The organism is Arsukibacterium perlucidum DSM 18276 (assembly GCF_000382165.1).
GTDB classification, from domain to species: Bacteria; Pseudomonadota; Gammaproteobacteria; order Enterobacterales; family Alteromonadaceae; genus Alishewanella; species Alishewanella perlucidum.
Genome location: NZ_KB907702.1, coordinates 248,854 through 269,762, shown reverse-complemented (window position 1 = coordinate 269,762; position 20,909 = coordinate 248,854). Strand labels below are relative to the sequence as shown.

General features: G+C 46.9%; 19 protein-coding genes. All 19 read left to right on the top strand.

Annotation, left to right across the window (positions count from 1 at the left end; translation table 11 throughout):
- Nucleotides 1-96 precede the first annotated feature (96 nt).
- Nucleotides 97-498, top strand: coding sequence for a type II secretion system major pseudopilin GspG (gspG, locus tag H141_RS0102785; RefSeq protein ID WP_019674722.1), 402 nt, complete (start codon nt 97-99; stop codon nt 496-498).
- Nucleotides 495-2,150, top strand: coding sequence for a GspE/PulE family protein (locus tag H141_RS0102780; RefSeq protein WP_019674721.1), 1,656 nt, complete (start codon nt 495-497; stop codon nt 2,148-2,150). Before gspG ends, H141_RS0102780 begins: the two co-directional genes overlap by 4 nt.
- Entirely contained in the window at nt 2,150-3,352 is a 1,203-nt protein-coding gene (locus H141_RS0102775) for a type II secretion system F family protein (protein WP_019674720.1), read from the top strand. Before H141_RS0102780 ends, H141_RS0102775 begins: the two co-directional genes overlap by 1 nt.
- Before the next feature lie 6 nt (nt 3,353-3,358).
- Nucleotides 3,359-3,745 carry a prepilin-type N-terminal cleavage/methylation domain-containing protein gene (locus H141_RS19780; RefSeq protein WP_019674719.1) on the top strand — a complete coding sequence of 129 codons (387 nt, stop codon included), beginning with the start codon at nt 3,359-3,361 and terminating at the stop codon, nt 3,743-3,745.
- Nucleotides 3,742-4,164, top strand: a complete 423-nt coding sequence (locus H141_RS0102765; protein ID WP_019674718.1) for a PilW family protein — start codon at nt 3,742-3,744, stop codon at nt 4,162-4,164. The genes H141_RS19780 and H141_RS0102765 overlap by 4 nt, the downstream gene beginning before the upstream one ends.
- A complete protein-coding gene (locus H141_RS0102760) occupies nt 4,143-4,838 on the top strand; it encodes a PilW family protein (protein WP_019674717.1) in 696 nt (231 codons plus the stop codon). Before H141_RS0102765 ends, H141_RS0102760 begins: the two co-directional genes overlap by 22 nt.
- Complete coding sequence (locus H141_RS0102755) at nt 4,835-5,752, top strand: type II secretion system minor pseudopilin (protein ID WP_019674716.1); 918 nt, start codon at nt 4,835-4,837, stop codon at nt 5,750-5,752. The genes H141_RS0102760 and H141_RS0102755 overlap by 4 nt, the downstream gene beginning before the upstream one ends.
- Nucleotides 5,733-6,956 (top strand): hypothetical protein, encoded by a 1,224-nt coding sequence (locus H141_RS0102750; protein ID WP_157610682.1) that lies wholly within the window; start codon nt 5,733-5,735, stop codon nt 6,954-6,956. Before H141_RS0102755 ends, H141_RS0102750 begins: the two co-directional genes overlap by 20 nt.
- Complete coding sequence (locus tag H141_RS0102745) at nt 6,943-7,494, top strand: hypothetical protein (protein ID WP_019674714.1); 552 nt, start codon at nt 6,943-6,945, stop codon at nt 7,492-7,494. Before H141_RS0102750 ends, H141_RS0102745 begins: the two co-directional genes overlap by 14 nt.
- Nucleotides 7,491-7,985: a hypothetical protein gene (locus H141_RS0102740; protein ID WP_019674713.1), complete on the top strand. Its 495-nt coding sequence runs from the start codon at nt 7,491-7,493 to the stop codon at nt 7,983-7,985. Before H141_RS0102745 ends, H141_RS0102740 begins: the two co-directional genes overlap by 4 nt.
- Before the next feature lie 23 nt (nt 7,986-8,008).
- Entirely contained in the window at nt 8,009-10,090 is a 2,082-nt protein-coding gene (locus tag H141_RS0102735) for a type II secretion system protein D (RefSeq protein ID WP_019674712.1), read from the top strand.
- A gap of 175 nt (nt 10,091-10,265) precedes the next feature.
- A complete protein-coding gene (locus H141_RS0102730; RefSeq protein ID WP_019674711.1) occupies nt 10,266-11,723 on the top strand; it encodes a hypothetical protein in 1,458 nt (485 codons plus the stop codon).
- A 306-nt stretch (nt 11,724-12,029) separates the two neighbouring features.
- Nucleotides 12,030-13,322: a flippase gene (locus tag H141_RS19775; protein ID WP_019674710.1), complete on the top strand. Its 1,293-nt coding sequence runs from the start codon at nt 12,030-12,032 to the stop codon at nt 13,320-13,322.
- Nucleotides 13,323-13,444: 122 nt separating this feature from the next.
- A complete protein-coding gene (locus H141_RS0102720) occupies nt 13,445-14,512 on the top strand; it encodes a nitroreductase family protein (protein WP_019674709.1) in 1,068 nt (355 codons plus the stop codon).
- Between the two features lie 14 nt (nt 14,513-14,526).
- Nucleotides 14,527-15,684 carry a polysaccharide pyruvyl transferase family protein gene (locus tag H141_RS19770; RefSeq protein ID WP_019674708.1) on the top strand — a complete coding sequence of 386 codons (1,158 nt, stop codon included), beginning with the start codon at nt 14,527-14,529 and terminating at the stop codon, nt 15,682-15,684.
- Nucleotides 15,685-16,098: 414 nt separating this feature from the next.
- Entirely contained in the window at nt 16,099-17,043 is a 945-nt protein-coding gene (gene cysD / locus H141_RS0102710; RefSeq protein WP_019674707.1) for a sulfate adenylyltransferase subunit CysD, read from the top strand.
- A 15-nt stretch (nt 17,044-17,058) separates the two neighbouring features.
- Complete coding sequence (gene cysN / locus H141_RS0102705) at nt 17,059-18,480, top strand: sulfate adenylyltransferase subunit CysN (RefSeq protein WP_019674706.1); 1,422 nt, start codon at nt 17,059-17,061, stop codon at nt 18,478-18,480.
- On the top strand, nt 18,477-20,204 hold the full coding sequence (locus tag H141_RS0102700; protein WP_019674705.1) for an SLC13 family permease: 1,728 nt from the start codon (nt 18,477-18,479) through the stop codon (nt 20,202-20,204). Before cysN ends, H141_RS0102700 begins: the two co-directional genes overlap by 4 nt.
- A gap of 80 nt (nt 20,205-20,284) precedes the next feature.
- A complete protein-coding gene (cysC, locus tag H141_RS0102695) occupies nt 20,285-20,890 on the top strand; it encodes an adenylyl-sulfate kinase (protein WP_019674704.1) in 606 nt (201 codons plus the stop codon).
- Nucleotides 20,891-20,909: the final 19 nt, after the last annotated feature.

Sequence of the window (20,909 nt, the reverse complement as noted above, 5' to 3'; positions counted from 1 at the left end):
GCGCTAAAGCAATCATCTGCGTTGTTAAGTTGCTGGTAACAGCCATATAGGGTAATATTTTGCAGTGTTTTTCAGTTGACCAGACAGGAATTTTTCATGCGTCAAAGCAGGTTATCAGGCTTCACTCTTATCGAATTATTGATTGTTATTGTTATTGTAGGTTTACTCGCTTCGCTGGTAGCGCCTGAAATGTTTTCGAAAGTAGATTCTTCCAGAATTAAAACTGCCAAAGCCCAGATGGAACTGCTGGAAACGTCTTTAAACACCTACAGATTAGATCTGGGCCGGTATCCGGATAGTCTTGAGCAACTGATTAAAAGTGATAACAAAAACTGGGATGGACCTTACCTGCCAAAGGACGTGCCACTTGATCCCTGGGGTAACCCATACGTCTTTACCAATCAGGTTGACGGTAGTATTGGCTTTAGCCTTATGTCATATGGCCGTGACGGCCGTGCTGGCGGTGAAGGTGATGACGCGGATATCGTTCACAGATGACAAATTTACCGCAGCTGTTGCAGTCATTTAATGTCAGCCTGGCTGATGTAGAAAAGGCAACAGCATATCAGCGCAAATACGGTGGCCAGCTCGAACAGATTTTGGTGAGCATGGGCAGTTTGTCATCAGAAATGTTGCCGGATGTTTACGCAAAATTATTATCTTTGCCCAGGCTGAGTGATGATCAAATCGCTGACTGGACCTTGCCTTCGCAAGCGAAGACAATGCCACTGACAGCTCTGGCAGATAAAGGCTGGTTGCCGTTTGCCGTAAACGATGCTGGCTGGCAGTTTGTTACCATTGCTCCCTTAAATAAAGATGCCCAGGAAATAGTAACCGGACTAGAGTTGGACTGTTGCTTAATGTTGGCTAGTTCAGAGCAATTTAATAAATTAGCCGCTGTTGCCCAGCAACAAGATGACACTGCGCCCTCAGGTGAACTAACTTCAATTGAAGAGGCCCGCTTACGCGAACTTGCCTCTGAAGCACCTACCGTAAATTTGTTGAACGCATTAATTACCAAAGCGTTGCGTCAGCGGGCATCAGATATGCATATAGAGCCCTCTCAGGGCAGAGCGAAAGTACGCTTTCGAATTGACGGTGTATTACAGGATATTGACATCATTCCGGCTAGCCTTGTTTTGCCGGTAACCACCCGCCTGAAAATTCTCAGTAATATGGATATCGCTGAAAAGCGCCGGCCACAGGATGGTAAAATTGAAATGCGGATAGGTGGGATCGAGCTCGATATCCGGGTGTCTGCGTTACCATTGAATGATGGTGAAAGCGTGGTAATGCGTTTTCTGCGTAAAGACGCCATTCGTTATGATATGAATGTGCTGGGTATCGCAGCTGATATTGAACAACAAATCCTGCAGGATATTAAAACTACGGCTGGTGTGGTTTTGCTGACCGGCCCGACAGGCTCTGGTAAAACCACCAGCCTTTATACGTTTTTAAATAAGCTTAATACCCCCGGCGTAAAAATAATAACGCTGGAAGATCCGGTTGAATATCAGCTTGACGGCATTAATCAGGTGCAGGTACAGGCCGACATAGGTTTTGATTTTGCGGCGGGCTTACGCAGTATAGTCCGGCAAGACCCGGACATTATTATGCTGGGCGAAATTCGTGATAAAGAAACCGCGGGCATTGCCATGCAATCGGCCCTTACCGGCCACCTGGTTTTTTCTACCGTCCATACTAATGACGCACCCAGTGCCTACACCCGCTTGCTCGATTTAGGTGTTGAGGAATTTTTACTAAACGCAGCGCTGGTTTCTATTGTTGCCCAGCGTCTGGTGCGCCGGTTATGCCCTGATTGTGCTAAACCGGCTGACGATGCTCAGGCGCTTAGCGAACGATATCAGTTGGCGCAATATGCCACTGAATTGAATAATGGCAAAGTAGAGCTGCATCAGGCGGTCGGCTGCGAGCACTGTAACTTTAGTGGTTATCAAGGCCGGTTGGCCATTATCGAATATTTACGTTGTACTGACGAAATAAAGGCTATTCCCAAAGATCAGAACTTTATTCAGTTGGCCAGGCGGCAAAACCGTAAGCAAGGTGGCAGAACACTATTGGAAGATGGCTTGCTTAAAGCATTGCAAGGCAGCACCACTATTGAAGAAGTATTAAGGGTTGCCGGCTAATGGCGCTGTTTGAGTACAGTGGGTTTGACAAATCCGGTGCCAGGGTAAGCGGTTCACTGGAAGCTACCAGTATTGAACAGGCAAGGCAGTCAATAAAACAACAAGGCATATTGTTAAAAACAGTAACCGCCGAAAAACCGCTGCAACATAATGCTATGTTTGGTGCTAATCGGGTCGATTTAGCCGATATTGAGTTTTTAACTGCTGAGTTGTCGTTACTGCTAGATTCAGGCCTTAAAATAGATAAAGGTATTGAGCTGTTAAAATCTGCCAATAAAAAGCCCGCTCTGGCCAGGTTGCTCAGTAAAATCAGCACTGAATTACGCAGCGGTAAACAGTTGTCGCAGGTGCTGGCTGAGGTAGACGATTTATTTGATCCACTCTATGTCAACCTGGTCAGTATCGGTGAAAAAACCGGTAAGTTAGCTGATATTTTCCGCCAGTTGGCCGAAGATCTCGCTTTTAAACGCGATTTGCAAAAGAAAATAACCCAGGCTTTAACCTATCCTGCGGTTATCTTATTTGTTTGTCTGGCTTCTGTGCTGTTTATCTTTAATTATGTAGTGCCAAATATGGCGACGATGTTTGAAAGGCAGCAAGATTTGCCGTTATACACCGTGATGCTGCTGTCCTCTTCAGCGTGGCTACAAAAATATCAACTGCTGTTATTTGCGGCCATAGCCATGGTTGTTTTTGTGGTATTTCATTACAGAAAAAACAAGGTGTTAAAACAACGCTGGCAGTGGCTGGGGCTAAGGTTACCGCTAGTTAAGCATGCGGTCATGTTAATAGAGCGGATTCGCTTTAACGGTGGACTGGCGATGATGCTGGATGCCGGTGTGGCGATTGACCAAGCGCTGGAACTGGCAAATGGTAATATTAATAATCTGGAACTGCGTGCTGAAATGCAAATCGCAATTGGCAAGATAAAACGTGGTGATCAGTTGTCAGTGGCGCTCAGGCAAACGCGGCTGTTTCCAGATTTTTTTGCCTCACTGCTCAGTGTCGGTGAAGAGAGTGGCGAACTGGGCAGGATCTTTAAAGAAATTGCCCAGCGCAGCCAACGGCAATTTACTGACTGGGTATCACGTTTTACCAGTTTATTGGAGCCGTTATTAATTCTGGTAATGGGCGGTATTGTCGGCGGCGTGGTGGTTATTATGATGCTGAGCATCACCTCAGCAACTGATGTAGGCTTATAAACGGTTATGGTTAGCCAACGCAGCGCCGGCTTTACCCTGATAGAATTGCTGGTAGTTATTACCATCATGACCACACTGTTAAGTCTGGTAGCGCCACTAATGGTAGAGCAGGTGGATAAAGCTAAAGCTGCTGCTGAGTATCAGCAGTTAGAGCAATATCTTGCAGACAGCAGCAAAGTTGCTTTTTTAAAAGGGCAGCAAGTACAGTTTCGTTTTGACGGTAAACAGCTTGTCAGGTACGTGGGTAGCGCTAAAGCAGAGCTGACATTTGAATACCTGTTTTTTCCGCAACAAAGCCTGTCCATCAATGCCAATGGTTTTACTAATACCCTTTCTATCGACGTCGTGCGTGGTAAAGCTGAATTAAAGCTGCGGCTAACGGAGGGCAAGTGAAGCATTGCCAGGGCCTGACGCTGGTTGAAGTACTGATTGCGGCCGTTATTTTGTTTGCGGCCCTGAGTTTAAGTGCGGTAACCCTGCAAACGTTACGGCAAAGTAGTGCCCAGGCCGATAAAGTGATCCAAACCCTGCAACCGGCCCGGATGGTTACGCTCAGTATTCAGCAACACATTCGCAGCCAGCCACAAGACAATATGTCTGGCAGTGGCAAAGTCGGAGATGTTTCTTATCAGTGGCAGGCCAGCGTCATTCAAACAGGTTCTGCGCCAGAACAGTTGGATGTGGATAGTGGTTCGATAACAGTGCCACCAGAACGCTTTCGCTTATATCAGGTTGAATTGCAACTGGAAATGCAGGGACGGGTAGAACTACTGCAATTTAAGGAGCTGGCATGGCTGCCACTAACTTTTTAAAGCGCGGTTTTACAATGGTTGAACTGCTGATAGCGATGAGCATAATGCTGACGATGCTGGTGTTGACGGCAACGGCATATCAGCTATACACCAACTCGTGGCAGCGGGATTTGTCAAAAATTGAACAGTCTTATCAGGATTTTCGATATAACGAGCTATTGCTTGATGCTATGCAAGCCATTTTGCCACTGGCCGTGACTGACCAAGGCAGTCAGGCGTATTACTTTCTGGGACGCGAAGAAGGCTTTACTGCAGTAACTTATGCGCCTATTTTTAACCTCGGTTATCCGGCTGTAATCCGGGTATTTCGTGAAACGAACGATGATGGCAGCTATCGTCTGGTTTATGAGGAAGCGTCATTACAGCATACTGTGTTAAAAAGTTCAGAACAAACATTGCCATTTACCTATCGTAAAATTATTAATGAAAATATAAGTGATTTATCCTTCAGCTATTTTGGCTGGAAAGATATTACTGCCAGAATAGCATCACAGACAGACATGGATAATGGCGACGGCAGCACACCGCAATGGTTTGATGAATACGATGCGTTAAACCGACGCCTGCACCCACAAAAAGTCAAGGTTGTGATGGCTGGTTTCACATTGGAATTCGCGGTGCCCGATCGCTCCCGTATTAATATTTCACCTGAAGACGCAGAGAATCCGGTATGAAGTCCTCTCCTGGCAAACAGCAGGGTATAGCGTTAATTCAGGTGCTACTGTTAACTGTGCTGCTTAGCGTTATTTTGATGTCGATGAATCATCAGGCGCGACAGCATATCAGGCTGGCAGAAGCGGTGCAGCAGTATACCGCTGCTGCTATGGCGTTACATAGTGCTGAAGCCGAGATATTATTTAGCTTGCTGAGTACCGAAGCACCTCAATTAGCACGGGGTGGCCCGGTTGGTGCGCCAGCATGGAACTTTTATGGTGTGCCTTTTACGTTTCAGGACATAACGCTAACAATTTATGATACCTCGGGTTTGCTTAATGCTGCAAACCCTGGCTCGAAGTTGTTAAGTCAGTTTACCAGCCAGCATACTGGCTCGGAAACATTGGGCCGGCAAATTGCTGCTGCCCTTGCTGACTGGCAGGATAGAGATGACATGATCCGGCTTGATGGCGCCGAGCAGGCAGATTATCCAATGTTTGAGGTGCGCAACGGACCGCTGCAATATACTGAAGAGTTATTGTTTATTAAAGGTGTTACGCCAGAGTTATTTGCCAAGCTTGCGCCGCTGCTAAGCTTGTTCCCCCGGGGCGTTAATATTAATAACCAGCCCGAAGCGTTGTGGCGCTTATATTTATCTGAATACCAGACAACAGAGCTGAACCGGTTACGTAGTGAGGGTAAACTTACCTCAGGCTTGTTTGAAAATCTTACCTCAATGCCAATTGACGAGTTTAACCGCTTCAGCTATGGCCCGGCATACAGAATAGGCTTCACAGTAAAAAATGCCGATGTTAGACTAAGCAGAGAATTAACACTGCGGTTAATGCCATTTCAGCAGCAACCACTTGATATTTACGAATATCGCTTGCGTCATCTTGCCACGGATCCTTTGCATGCAGCACCACATGATTGAAAAGTACATTAAGCAACCTTTACGTTGGTTGCTGCAAAAAAATGTCAGTTACTGGCATCAGGGTTTGCATAAATTTGGCTATAGCAAGGGTAATTTCCAGTTAACGTCATGTCCAGCAGAACAGCCTGGCCGCATCATTATTATCAGTCGGGCCCACTATCAGGAATTTATTCAGCATTACCCGGTAATCCGCTTGCATGAGTTAAAGCAAGTATTGAAAACCGAATATCAGGATAATGACAACGTGTTACATTTTATCGGCCCGCTGGTTGAACAGCGCCGCGCGGTATGCAGTTTTGTGTTATCAGAAAGCATCACAACTCAGTTTAATCGTAACTGTTTAATAATTCCTGAATCACTGTTACTGTGGCGAGCAGTTAAAACTGAGAAATCGGCGCAGCCGATGGTCTATCAGATAACCGCGTTTGCCGACTATTTTTTAAATTGTGCGGAAGCGATACCTGTGTCGCAACGAATTAACCGCTTCTGTCCTGATTATGCCAGCTTTATGCTTAATAATGGGGTGTCTGACCTCGCTCGTTTACAACAGATACCTGATACTCAATATGCCAATTATCTGGTAAAGGCCCTCGCTAAGGCTTTACCTGTATTTACGCGGTTGGCACTATTAAGACGGTCAGCGTTAAGTACAAAAGCGCTGCCATTAAAAGCGATGGCGCTATCTGCCGCTGCGGTAGTCGCGGTTTATATACTGGGGGTGGCAGCGTATTATCATACTGCTATTGATAATAGGCGGGCTGAAATTGCAGCGCTGGGTGGCGAGGTTAACCAGTTGCTGGAGCTACAACAGCAGCTACAAGCCACTGACGCTGACGCCCAAAACTTGCTGCAATGGCGGGCCGACAAAACGTACAGTGCCCAACTTTGGCAGCTGGTTATAACCTTACTACAACAAGATCCCAGCCTGGTATTACAAAACATCAGCTCTGAAAATGGCCGCATTATTATCCGTGGTCAGGCTAATCAGGCAACTGCAGTATTAACTGCATTACAGGCATCAACACTGCTAACGGATGCCCGTTTTGATGCTTCTGTTCGTCGCCAGAATAATAATGATATTTTTGTTATCAGTTTACTGCTGGCTCAGCACGATGCAACTGTGCAACCTGCCGCAACCCCGGTTGCCGCAGTTAACAGCCAAAATCTGAGCGAACAAGCGGAGGCCGGCCATGCTGCGAAATAAAACAGCCCTGATAAGCTTGGTTATTGTATTGGTCGTCATTAAATTTGGCTTATTACCGTTACAGCAGGCCCAGCAGGATTTGCACCAGCAATTAACTGGTTTAGATAAAAGACTACAACGTTCCCAAAACCTGCTACAGCAAACAGACACGCTGCAACAATGGCAAAGTAGCCAGCAGCAACAGCTGCAACAGCTATTACAGCCATTTCCGCAAGTAGCCAGTGCGGCCCAGTATCGGTTGCTATTGCAACAACAGTTGCAGCAACTAGCTGCTGCAAATAACGTATCGGTCACTTTTTTTGACTGGTTAACAGATACTCCGCTTGGGGTTTTTAGTGTACAACGAGGCCGTATTTCGCTGCGCTTAGAGGGGGATGCCGCTAACATAATGCGCTTGCATCTTAAATTAGAACAACAGTTTCCGCATTTTGTAATGCGTGATATCAGGGCAAGCTGGCGTGGCGCACTAAGCCCTGGCAGTCGCATTGAATTAAACCTGTTAATAGAAGCAGATTACGTAATAGTGGAGGCGGTATGACCAATCTGCAGGGCGGGGCATTAACCGCCTCGGGTGTATTTCTGTTTTGTATCATCCACTTTTTTACCACAGTTTACCAGGCCGATGAGCCGCAGTTGCGCGAACTTAATCCCGCAGCTTTAACGCTGGCAGATAACGGTTTGCCATATAATGCTGATACACTGCAGCAATTGGTGGCAGCATGGTCGTTGCCGGTAGCAGCAGATAATGTGCCAGAACAAGCATTAGCAGATCCGCTGGCAGGGTATGACAATACAATGCTTGGTGATACCAGCATAGCCCTGCTGGCGATATATCAGCAGCAACAGCATAAAGCCGTGCTGGCCGTCCAGATACCAGGCCAACCGCTTAACTTTGTGCATTTACTGGCGGGTGACAGTGTTGGCGATATTATATTAAGTCAAGTAAGCCAGCGTGAAGTAACAGTAACAAGGGGCTCGCAGCAGGTTAAGTTGCGATTATTTAAGCCGGGCTCAGCCTCTTCTGAGTAATAAAATAAGAGCTTTTTTTATCCATGAAAACAATTAGTAAACTCAGTATATGTATCGCTGTTAGTCTGCTTATCAGCGGTTGTGCTACCTCTCAGGACGACAGCTACAGTATTAGCTCCTCCCGGATTGCCAGCGGTGATGAATACAGTAGTTCAGCCGGTGATATTGCCCAAACAGCAGATGAAACGGCTGCCAATAAAAACAGTGGTTATCAGGCCTTACAAAACCTCAAAGTGGCACAGCATAGCTTGCGCAGTCAGCAAGATGCTGCCCTTCGTTTGTCTGACGCCGACCAGATAAGCTTTGCGGCTGAAAAAATGCCCACGGACCAGTTTGTTCACACAGTACTAGGTGACTTATTAAAGCTAAATTATGTGATTACTGATGGCATCAGCAATTTAGCGCAACCGCAAAGCCTTAACTTGCAGCAACCAGTATCGAGCAGAGATTTATACCTGTTGACTGCGCAAATTCTTGATGCCAGTGGTATTGCCATTTCCTTGCGCGAGGGCACCTATTTTGTTCATCCGAAAACCCAGAGCAATGCATCAACAGCATTGGGGGTTGGCCGCAGCTACCGGGATGTACCACAAGTGGTTGGGCAGATAATGCAGATAGTGCCAGTAAAGTATGGTATTTCAATTAGTCTTGAGCGAACGTTGCGGGAACTGATTAATGTAAGGGTTACTCCTGATTTCGAAAAAAACATGCTTTTTTTAACCGGCGAAAGAAGTGATATTTTACGGGCGCTTGATTTAGTTGAATTGCTGGATATGCCGGCTAACCGCGGCCGCAATGTCGGCATTTTGCGGTTAACCTATATGACAGCTGACGACTTTATTCAGCAGGTAGGTACACTTTTAGAGTCAGAAGGTATTCCGGCAGATAAGGGCGGTAGCCCGAAAACCAATATCGTAATGGTGCCGCTGGAGCAAATTGGTGCCGTGGCATTATTTGGCAGTGAGCAGTTTTATATCGATCGGGTAAATTTTTGGGCTAAACAATTGGATAAACCCAGCGAAGGCGCCCAAAAAAGCTATTTCGTGTTTCACCCGCGTTTTGCCAGAGCCAGTGATTTAGGCGCTTCTGTTGCGCCATTAATAAATCCGCAGGCTGGTTCAGCAGACAACCGCCAGGGCAATCAGAGCCGAGATACCGCCAGTGCTTTTGATAGCAACACAGCGCAGAATAATCAGGCCCGGGGCGGCAGTAACGCATCGCGTCAGGCTTCGGTAACGGTTAGCAATGACGATATGACCATGACAGTTGATGAAAGGTCTAATACCATTATTTTCTACACTTCAGGTATTCAGTATCAAACCTTGCTGCCGATGATCCGCCGGCTGGATATTATGCCCAAGCAAATTTTGCTGGAAGCAACTATTGCCGAAGTTACCCTGACCGATGAATTATCAATGGGGCTGGAGTTTGCCATTCAAAACGGTAATTTCGGTTACGGTACCAAGGGCGCTTTTGGCGTGCAGAATTTTGGTGGCTTAAGCCTGTCTTATCTGGATGCCGGCAAAGAGCTACTGGCCAACCTGCGGGCCGCTAAAACTAAAGTAAATGTGCTGTCAAACCCGACTCTGGTGGTGCGTGATGGTGTAAATGCCAATATTAATGTAGGTACTGACGTGCCAACAGTAGGCACTACCACGGTAAATCCTGGCACAGAAACTCAGAGCACATCAGTGGAGTATCGTAAAACCGGTGTTTCATTATCGGTTACGCCAACCATTAATGCCCAGGGGTTGGTGGTGCTGCAAATAGACCAGAAAATATCTAATACCACCGATGGCGGCACAGTGGCAGGCAGCCCGGCTATTTTTGAGCGTAGTTTGCAAACTGAGGTGCTGGCACAAAGCGGACAGACCATAATGCTGGGTGGGCTTATCTCTGAAAATACAAATAAATCAACTACTAAAGTTCCATTTCTGGGTGACTTGCCAGGCATTGGTGGTTTATTTCGCAGCCAGAAAGACAGTGTCACCAAAACCGAGTTGGTGATTCTGATCACTCCCAGGGTAATTGACCAGCCAGAGCATTGGCAGCAAATTCGGCAGAAACTGGATAGCGGCTTACAAAACTTAAAAATTAACGAGTGAAAATTAAGCAATAAAAGCAACTTAAGGTAAAATATCTAAAATTTTTGCGTTGACAAACGCTGTATCGGTTATAGAATGCTAGTAAGAATTTGGGTCGACCCACTTTCTTACTAAAACAAGAAACCAAGGCACGATGCCCAAGTGTTTCAATTTCATGAAATTGGAGATAGTTCTAATGAATACAACATTTAAAAAGACTTTAGTCGCTTCAGCATTGTTTGCTTTTGCTGGCGCTGCTCAAGCGGCTACAATCAGTGCCGGTACTGAACACGAATTAACTAGTCAGTATTTGTCAAGTACTGGTGCTAACCATACTATGGCAAATGATTTTGCAGTTACTCTGGGTGCAGAGTATGTTGTTAACGACACCATGACTCTGACCTTCACACAGCCTTTAGCTGCCGCGGTTACTGCAGATATCATTGTTGCTGCTGTTGAAGGTGTTGGTGCCGCAGCGAAGAAAGGTGTAACCTTTTCAGTTATTTCTGGTGGTGCTATAGGTGATTCGTCTGTCACATATCGTCTAACTACTGTGACCAACACTGTTGGTGGTGCTGGTAATGCTACTCCTGGTGTTACTAGTGGTATTGTGTTGCCTTTACCTACTTTCCAGGTTCTGAAGTCAAATCTGACTGGTGGTGCTACTGTATCTTTCTCTGCTAAAACCAACACTGGTTTAGATTTGGATACATCAGGCGGTACTGCTCGTACTCGCTCATTGGCTAAGGCAGTGCAGCAGTTCACTATTACTAGCCCATCAATTGCTCGCGTAATTGATGTAAACGCTGACCGTAAGAGTTTTGTTGACTTAGATGTAAACAATGCCAATGCGAATGACTTTAAAGTAATTGGTACTTTTAACATCGCTACGCTGACAACAGCTGGTGTAGTTTATGCGCGTCCAATCAACGGTGCTGCAGGTGTTAAGCACACTCTTACTGGCGATTTCAGCTGGGTAGTTGATAATGATACTGTTACTACAGGCTTACAGCCTAAAGCTGGCGTATTCGCTACTACTGGTACTTGTGCAAACCCAGTATGGGCTTACAGCACTACTGCCGTAAGCTTAACTTGTGATGCTGTTGCTGCTGATACTGCAATTGTTATTGACCCAGAAGCCAACAAAGCTGGTGTAGCTGTGGCAAGCCAGGCTATTTTGCCATCAACTACCTTCACTGCAACCTCGACAGTTACCTATACTGGCCCAGCAGCAACTGAAAGTGTAATTAATGCTGCTTCAGCAGGTGCATGGACATTAAACGGTTCAGTAGTTCGCGTTCCATACATGGTAATGAAAGATGGCCGCTTTGGTACTATCTTAAACGTAACTAACCACAGCTCACAATCTGCAAATGTAGTGTTTGATTTGTTTGATGAGAATGGTACTAAACTGCAGTCTAACTACGCTGCTGGTACTGCTGCAGCTGGTTCAGTGCATAGTATTGCTGGCTTTGTACGTGATGCATTAGTTGCATCTGGAAAAGACGTAGTTAACAGCAATGTTAAGTACTCTCTGCAAATTACTACTAACGCTCCAGCTAACGATGTAATCGTTTACTCTGCGTACACTGACCAGAATAACGGTGGCGAGCGTGCTATCGTAAACAACGACTCTAAAGTACAAACTAAGTAATTTAGGTTGTCGTTTAAAAAACGGGCTTCGGCCCGTTTTTTTTATTTAATAATCATTATAGATAAGCAAGTTAGTAAAAAATAATTGCTGATTTCCCAATTTTTTGAAGCTTTATTTTTTATACCGGTGTACACTTAAAATCGGTTCGCCGAAAACCAAATTCAATGAAATGAAACACCTTCAGCCCAGTTTACATTGGGCTTTTTTTTGGCCACATATTTATGTCATCGTATTTTTGCTTACTTTATGTTGGTTCAGAGGCTGATATAACAGGCAGAACCACGGGAGTAAATTGCCTTGAACCCGATGCTGACTAAAGTACTAACTAATACATCCTGGCTGGCTTCAGAAAAAGTAGTCGCCATGGCGTCAAGTTTACTGGTGGCATTGGTGCTGGCCCGCAGTTTAAACCCGGCGGGTTATGGCAGCTTAAGTTATTTACTGGCCATTATTGCCCTGGTTGGCCCACTTACCTCGTTAGGCTTAAATGCCATTATTACCCGCGAACTGGTTAATACGCCGCAGCGCCAGCACGCTATCATGGCTACTGCCAGCGGGTTTCGGCTGGCCGGGGCAGCGTTCGGTACCCTGATATGCCTGCTGTTGGCGTTAACTGGCTGGGGCCTGGCAGGGCCTGCAGATCAGTGGGCCTTGGCGATGCTGGCGCTGGCTAACCTTTTTAGTGCGTTTCAGGTAATTGAGTTTTGGTTTCAGGCGCATGTTGCGGCTAAAGCCGTAGCGCACATGCGCCTGACCATAATTGTTATTTTTAGCCTGGCCAAAATAGCGGCCGCATTAAGTGGTGCCAGCCTGCTGCTGCTTTGTAGTTTATTTGCCCTGGAAATGGCGTTTATCGGGGCCGGCTTTTTACTGATATACCGCCGCGCAGCGGGTGCTATTCAGTGGCGGGCGTTGGACGTAAGTTACGGCTGGCAATTATTAAAGCAGGGTTTCTGGCTGGTACTGTCGGGCGTTGCGGCCGTTATTTACCTTAAGGTAGACCAGGTAATGCTGGCCCAAATGGTTAGCCGTGAAGCGGTTGGGGTATACGCTGTCGCTGCCCGGTTATCTGAAGTGTGGTATTTTTTTGCAACCGCGATAGCAATATCGTTGTTTCCGGCGCTGTTAAAGTTAAGACAAAATAACGCGCAGCGTTACCAGCAACGGCTGCAGCAAATATGCGATGTATTGTTTATTGTGGCTCTGCTGCTGGCCATTGGCATTAGTGTTATTGCCACGCCAATGGTAAGCATATTATTTGGCAAAGAGTACCAGGCAGCGGCTGCTATTCTTACTATTCACATTTGGGCCAGTGTGTTTATTTATATGCGGGCGTTGGTAAGTAAGTGGCTGATAGCCGAGAACCTGCTGGCATTTTCGCTGTTAAGTCACGGTATTGGGGCAATAGTTAATATTGCTGCTAACTGGTATCTTATCCCACTGTATGGCGGGGTAGGCGCTGCCTGGGCCACGGTATTATCCTACCTGCTGGCTTCTTATTTAGCATTCTGGCTGGCCGCCAGTACCCGGCCTATTGCCTTAGTAATGACTAAATCGCTATTATTGCCTGTTACGTTGGGGTATCGGTACTGGCGATAATACGCTGAATCTTTACTTCCACTCACCCGATGTTTCTATTAAGATCATGAGCTTTAGTTAGTTAATAACTACCTTTTTGCTTGCCTTTACAGAGCCTTCCCTAACCGAGCATTGTAAACCTTATGAAGAAACTGCTTAAAAAAGTGTTGCCTGCGTCATTAATCCTTAAATTATTAGGCATTAAACCCTCTATAAATTTATATTTTATTCGATTATTTGCTAGCAATGGCTTTTTAGCATCACTTTACTTCACTTTTTTCAGCAGCCAGTTTCGGCGGGAACATAAAGCAGTACTGCAAGGCAGGCTGGCCTATGCCAGGTCGCTAAAACAAATTGGGGTAAGTTGTGTATTGCTCAGGCGCAATATTCACCGCTTAGAAAAAGGCCTGATTATGCAGCCGCGGCGTAAAATCTTTGCCGAGGATTATATAGGTGAAACGGTTAACTGTTATTTAAATGCCCTTAACAGTAAAGAACTTTGTACTGAAGAACGGAAGTGGGCCACTGATGTGTTAGCTGCATATTTTAGTGTAGTGGGTTCCAGCAAACTAATAGATGCCGCCAGGCGCAACTTTCAGGCAGTTAACAGCCCGTTGCAAGGTAGCGAGAGTATTCCATATCCCCATAAAACCCTGCCTGAATGTCCGGTAAGTTATCAGCAACTCTACACTTTATTTCAACGCCGGCGCTCAGTGCGCTGGTACCAGCCAATACCGGTAGCTGATTCTCTTATTCAGCAGGCAGTGCAGGCAGCCGCTCTGGCACCTTCTGCCTGTAACCGACAGCCTTTCCGGTTTTATGTGGTGAACGACGCTGCCAAAGCCGCTACTGTAGCACAGTGTGCTATGGGCACAGTGGGTTTTGCTGATAACTTGCAATGTGTTATTGCGGTAGTGGGGGATTTAAGCGCTTACCCGGATGAACGCGACCGGCATGTTATTTATATTGACGGTGCCCTGGCAGCGATGCAGCTAATGTTAGCATGCGAAACGCTGGGGCTGTCTACCTGCCCGATCAACTGGCCTGATATAGAGCAACGAGAGCAAATGCTGGCGCAAAAACTGGGCTTAGCTTATTACCAGCGGACTATCATGTTGTTGGCTGTGGGGTATGCTCAGGCTGATGGCGGTATTGCTTTCTCTCAAAAAAAGGTCACTCCGACTTTAATTAAAGACGTATCAAAAGACTGAACTGAAGACATAACATGAAATATATCGAAATCCGCGGCGTGCAGTTTGTCAACAAAGGTGCTGAATTAATGTTGCATGCAGTACTGCAACAAATTAAACAGCGTTATCCTGCTGCGGTTCCGGTGCTGGCGCCTAATATTAATTCTCCTTATTTATGCCGGGCAGCTGTTGGTGCGCTGCAGTTAATGCCTTTAAAAAAAGGCTGGCTTGATTTAACTGCTGTCAGTTATTTTTTGCCAAAGCGGCTTCGGCGCTGGTTAATAAGTAATTTGGGTATTATTACCGAAGCTGATATTGATTTGGTACTGGATGCGTCTGGTTTCGCTTACGGGGATCAATGGGGTAGCGCTAACATTAATGCTATGGCAGCGGTTATAGAGCGCAGTACCAGACACGGCAAGCATTTTATATTTTTGCCTCAGGCATGGGGGCCATTTACCAAACAACGAGATCGCAGCATGTTAAAGCGCTGTTTAGTCAGAGCATCGCTTATTTGTGCCAGGGAGCAAACCAGTTTCAACTTTGTAGCAGGGGTACTTGATAACAAAGCTAAACTGGTATTGTTTCCTGATTTTACTAATTTAGTTAAAGGTGTGCTGCCCGATTATTATCATAGCGGCGAACAAAAGGTCTTGATCATACCTAACAGCAATATGAATAGTAGCCGTAATCAACATGCTGCCTGGCAGCAACATTACTTGCGGGTATTAACCGATGCTGTGCAAATCGTGCGTGAAATGGGGCTGGAACCGGTATTATTAAACCACGAGGGCAAGGGTGACGAAGCTATTTGTAGCCAGATACAGCAGCAAGCAAGTGGCAATCTGGCGATTATTAATGAAGCCGATCCGCTAAAAGTTAAAGGTATTATCGGCGCCAGCAAAGCAGTTATCTGTTCACGTTTTCACGGTTGTGTCAGTGCTTTGTCGCAGGGAGTGCCATGCCTGGGTACGAGCTGGAGCCATAAGTATGAGCGGTTATTTGAAGACTATTTACAACCTTACGCCTTGATTAACCCTGAGCAAAACCGTGCTGATATTGCAGCATTATTGTCACGGGTGATTGCCCAAAAAGATGATGAAAACATCCAACTACAGCGCGAGTATTGGTTGCAGCAAAGTGTTGAATTATGGCGGACCGTTTGGCAGAGCATTGATAAACGCCAAATTTAATGGGTCGGAGTGAATAAAAAGGGGGCGGAGTCTGAGGTATCCTTTGCAAACGGTGACTAGCATACTGCGTAAGCCGTGACTAGTTGCCTACGGCAACGGTAACCAGGCCCTTCTTGCCGGTCACTAGCTCGCAAAGCGAGCGGTTACTGCTGCCGAATGCAGCTCGTCACCGTTGCCTCAGGCAACTCGTCACCGGCGGCCTGGCCGCCTTGTCACCAGCAGCGCAGCTGCGCGGCATATCTTATACCAAACAATTCCTTGAACCTTGCCCCCGCCCGGCGGTATATTGCCGCCGCTGTAGCCGTCTACACTGCTGCATTTATTTGCCACTGCTTGTGGTTTATCGTTAGCTGATATCTGGTACTGTCATGACTATTTCTGTAAGCTATAGCAACAAATCAACAGGAGTGATTTATGCAAACGTCTGTGCAAAACCCGTTGCAAACCGCTGTGCAAAGTAAGGGAATGACCCATCTTAAGGCACTGGAAAATGAGTCTATTCATATTTTCCGTGAAGTAGCCGCCGAGTTTGATAACCCGGTAATGCTGTATTCAGTGGGTAAAGATTCTTCCGTACTGCTGCACCTGGCCCGCAAAGCCTTTTATCCTGGTAAAATTCCGTTTCCGCTGCTCCATGTCGACACGACCTGGAAGTTTAAGGAAATGATTGCCTTTCGTGACAACATTGCCAAAAAGCATGATCTTGAGCTGTTAGTGCATATTAACCAGGAAGGTGTGGCCATGAATGTTGGCCCTTTCAGCCATGGCAGTGCTAAACATACCGATATTATGAAAACCCAAAGCCTGAAGCAGGCGTTGGATAAATATAAGTTTGATGCCGCTTTTGGCGGGGCACGCCGCGATGAAGAAAAATCGCGGGCGAAGGAGCGGGTATATTCGTTCAGGGATACGCACCATCGCTGGGACCCGAAAAACCAGCGGCCAGAGCTGTGGAATATCTACAATGGCCGGGTTGATAAAGGCGAGAGTATCCGGGTGTTTCCGTTGTCGAACTGGACTGAGCTGGATATCTGGCAATATATCTATCTTGAAAATATTCAGATCCCTGATTTGTACTTTTCTAAAGAACGACCTGTGGTAGAACGCGACGGTACCCTGATTATGGTGGACGATGCGCGGATTCCTCTGAAAGATGGCGAAACACCGATGTTGAAGCAAGTACGTTTTCGCACGTTAGGCTGCTACCCGCTAACCGGCGCTGTTGAGTCAACAGCAGCAACTCTGCCGGAAATTATTCAGGAAATGTTGCTGACCAAAACCTCAGAGCGGCAGGGCCGGATGATAGACCACGATAGTAGTGGCTCGATGGAGAAGAAAAAGATGGAGGGGTACTTTTAGTACCAGGGGGAAAATATGAGCCACGCTTCAGCATTAATTGAACAAGATATTTTAACGTACTTAAATCAGCACGAGAACAAACAACTGTTGCGCTTTATTACCTGCGGCAGTGTTGATGATGGTAAAAGTACCCTGATTGGCCGCTTATTGCACGACAGCAAAATGATCTTTGAAGATCAGCTGGCGGCAATTACTGAGGACAGTAAAAAGTCGGGTACTCAGGGCAACAAAGTTGACCTGGCATTGCTGGTTGATGGCCTGCAGTCAGAGCGCGAGCAGGGCATTACCATTGATGTTGCCTATCGCTATTTCTCGACCGACAAGCGCAAATTTATTATTGCCGATACCCCGGGACACGAGCAGTATACCCGCAATATGGCAACCGGCGCCTCAACCTGTGATGTCGCTATTATTCTGGTCGATGCCCGCAAAGGCGTGCAAACTCAAACCCGCCGTCATAGCTTTATTTGCTCGTTGCTGGGCATTAAGCATGTCATTGTGGCCATTAATAAAATGGATTTGGTCGACTACTCGCAGGCGCGCTATAAAGAAATACAGGAAGAGTATTTAACTCTGGCCGGCTCTTTAGATATTCCGGATATCCGCTTTGTGCCGATATCAGCCCTGGAAGGCGATAACGTGGTAAACCCCAGTGAAAAACTAAGCTGGTTCCGCGGTTCAACCTTAATGCAGTATCTGGAAACCATGGAAATAAGCGCTTCAGCCGATAGCTCGGAATTTCGTTTTCCGGTGCAATTAGTCAGCCGGCCAAATTCTGACTTTCGTGGCTTTGCCGGTACTATTGCTGCCGGTACGGTTGCAGTTGGCGATACCATCCGGGTATTACCTGCCGGTACTATTTCCACAGTTAAATCGATAGTTACCTTTGATGGTGAACTGCAAGAGGCGCATGCGCCCCAGGCAGTTACGTTAACCCTGAACGATGAAATCGATATCAGCCGTGGCAATATGCTGGTGAAAAAAGATGTGCTGGCGCATGTCTCGTCACGGCTGCGGGCCAAATTGATTTGGATGCATGAGCAGCCAATGAGAACTGAGCGCGATTACTACTTTAAGTTTGCCTGCAAACTGGTAAGTGGTGAAGTAGCAAAATTGCACCACCGGATTGATGTGAACACCCTGGAAGAGCGCGATGCGCAAAACCTGGGCTTAAACGAAATTGGCCTGGTGGATATTAACCTGACAGAAGCGGTAGCTTTTGATGCCTATTTAAAAAATAAGCAAACCGGTGCCTTTATTGTTATTGACCGCTTAACCAACCTGACAGTCGCAGCGGGTATGGTAGATGCAGCATTAGCTGCGCAACCGGAGCCGCAGGCCGAGCAGGAAATAACCGGTTTAAGCAGCTTTGAACTGGAATTTATTCAGTTGCTGCGCAAGCACTTTCCGGAATTGTCACAAAAAGGCCGTAAATGAGCCTTTCGGCCATTGCGCTGATAGCTATGTTAGCGCTGCTGGTAGCAGCACTGGTTCGCTATTCAGTGCATTCGGCCGGCATTTTCGCCGCTATGTTACTGGGCTTGCTGGCGCTGGGTTTGATTGACAGCGCGGTGTTGCTGCGTAATGCCGCCAACCCCGGCCTGGCTACTCTGGTGTTGCTGGTACTTATCTCGTTTTCGCTGGAGAAAACCAGTTTATTGCGACGTTTATCCCGCTTTTTATTTACCCGCTCGGTGCCAGGCTCAATCTGGCGCACTATTGGTTTCTCTGCGCTGGCTTCGTCAGTACTAAACAATACGGCTGTGGTAGCGGCAATGCTAAATGCGGTGCGGGCCAATAAAAAAGTGGCACCTACCAAGTTACTTATTCCTCTGTCTTATGCTGCTATTATGGGCGGTACCCTGACCTTAATTGGCACTTCAACCAACTTAATTGTTAACTCGATGCTGGTTGAAGCCGGCGAGCCGGGCTTTGCCTTTTTCGATTTTACTCTAGTAGGTCTGGGCGTGCTGGCAGGTGGCAGCCTGGTGCTGTTTATTATGAGTTACGCGCTGCCGGATGAAAAAAACCAGGACGTCGCTATTACCGAATACCTGCTGGAAGCCAAACTTAATGCTGACTCGCCACTGATTGGCCAGAGTGTTGAACAGGCCGGGTTGCGCCATTTAGATGAGTTATTTTTAACGGAGATTGTCCGCGATAGCGAAGTGATCCGGCCGGTGGCCCGGTATGACGTGTTAAAAGCCGGCGATAAGCTGATTTTTACCGGTAATGTGCATAAGGTAAATGTGCTGAAGCAGTTTGCTGGTATTAGTCTGTTTGCGGATGAAAATGGCCTGGCAACCCAGAACCTTACTGAAGTTATTATCAAAGAAGAATCGGTGTTAAAGGGTAAAACCCTGAAAAATAGTGGTTTTCGGGCCAGGTTTGATGCCGCCGTGGTAGCAGTGCGCCGCGAAGGCGAGCGGGTAAACGGCAAGTTAGGTGAAATTGAGCTGAAAGCGGGCGATTTTTTACTGTTGGCTACCGGTCCCGACTTTGCCAGCCGGCATAATATCAGTAAAAACTTTTACCTGTTATCCGGGATTGAACCGGAGCATATGTTAAGCGGCTGGCGCGAGCGCTTAACCTGGTGGGGCTTTGTGGCGATGATTGCCGGTACGGTGTTTACCGGTACCTCGCTATTGCTGGCGGCCATTTATTTACTGGCTGCGCTGTTGTTCAGTGGTTGTTTAACGATTAACGAGATAAAGCGGCGCTTTCCGGTTGAGATCTGGCTGATTGTTACCAGCGCCTTGTGTATTGCCAGTGCCATGAGCCATACCGGTCTGGCTCAGGCCATTAGCGACTTTGCCGCCAGCGCTTTAGCCGGTCAGGCACCGATGGTTACCTTTGTCGGTATTTTCCTGCTGACCTATTTGCTTACTGAGATCATCACTAATAATGCGGCGGCAGCGTTGATGTTTCCGGTAGCATACAGCCTGGCCAAAGGCATGGGGGTGGATATTATGCCGATGGTAATGGCTGTGGCGTTTGCCGCATCGGCCAGCTTTATTACGCCCTATGGTTATCAGACTAACCTGATGGTTTTTAACGCCAGCAGTTATAAATTAAAGCACTTTTTACTGGTAGGTGGCCCGGTAGCACTGACTTATGTGGTATTGAGTGTACTGCTGATCCCGCTGGTTTTTCCTTTTTAAGGCCCGGGTTTAACTGAAAACTCTGATCTAACGAAAAACGTATCGATAGTTGCAACAATAAAATCAAAGATGGATTTAAAATGAGTAAAAATATCGTCTGGCATAATGCCGCCGTCAGCCATCAGCAGCGACAGGCCCGCAATGGTCATCAACCTTGTTTACTGTGGTACACCGGGTTGTCGGGTTCAGGCAAGTCAACTATTGCCAATGCGGTAGACCGGTTGTTATTTGATGCCGGTTGCCATACCTATTTGCTGGATGGCGATAATGTCAGGCATGGCCTGAACCGTGATCTGGGGTTCGCTGCTGCCTCGCGGGTTGAGAATATCCGGCGGATCACTGAAGTAAGCCGCTTGATGCTGGATGCCGGGCTAATTGTCGGTACTGCTTTTATTTCTCCATTTATAGCGGACCGGGCCCAGGCCAAAGCGTTAGCAGGTGATGCATTTATTGAAGTGTTTGTTGATACACCACTTAGTGTATGCGAGCAGCGCGACCCGAAAGGCTTATATAAAAAGGCCCGCAGCGGCGAAATAGCCCATTTTACCGGCATAAGTTCACCCTACGAAGCTCCACTATCACCGGATATCCACTTGCCAACTGCTGAGTTAACGATTGAGCAGGCTGCCAGGCAGGTCATCAGCTTTCTACGCCAGCGCGATATTATCAGTGGTCAGCCTGATTAAGCCACAGTTCAGGCCAATG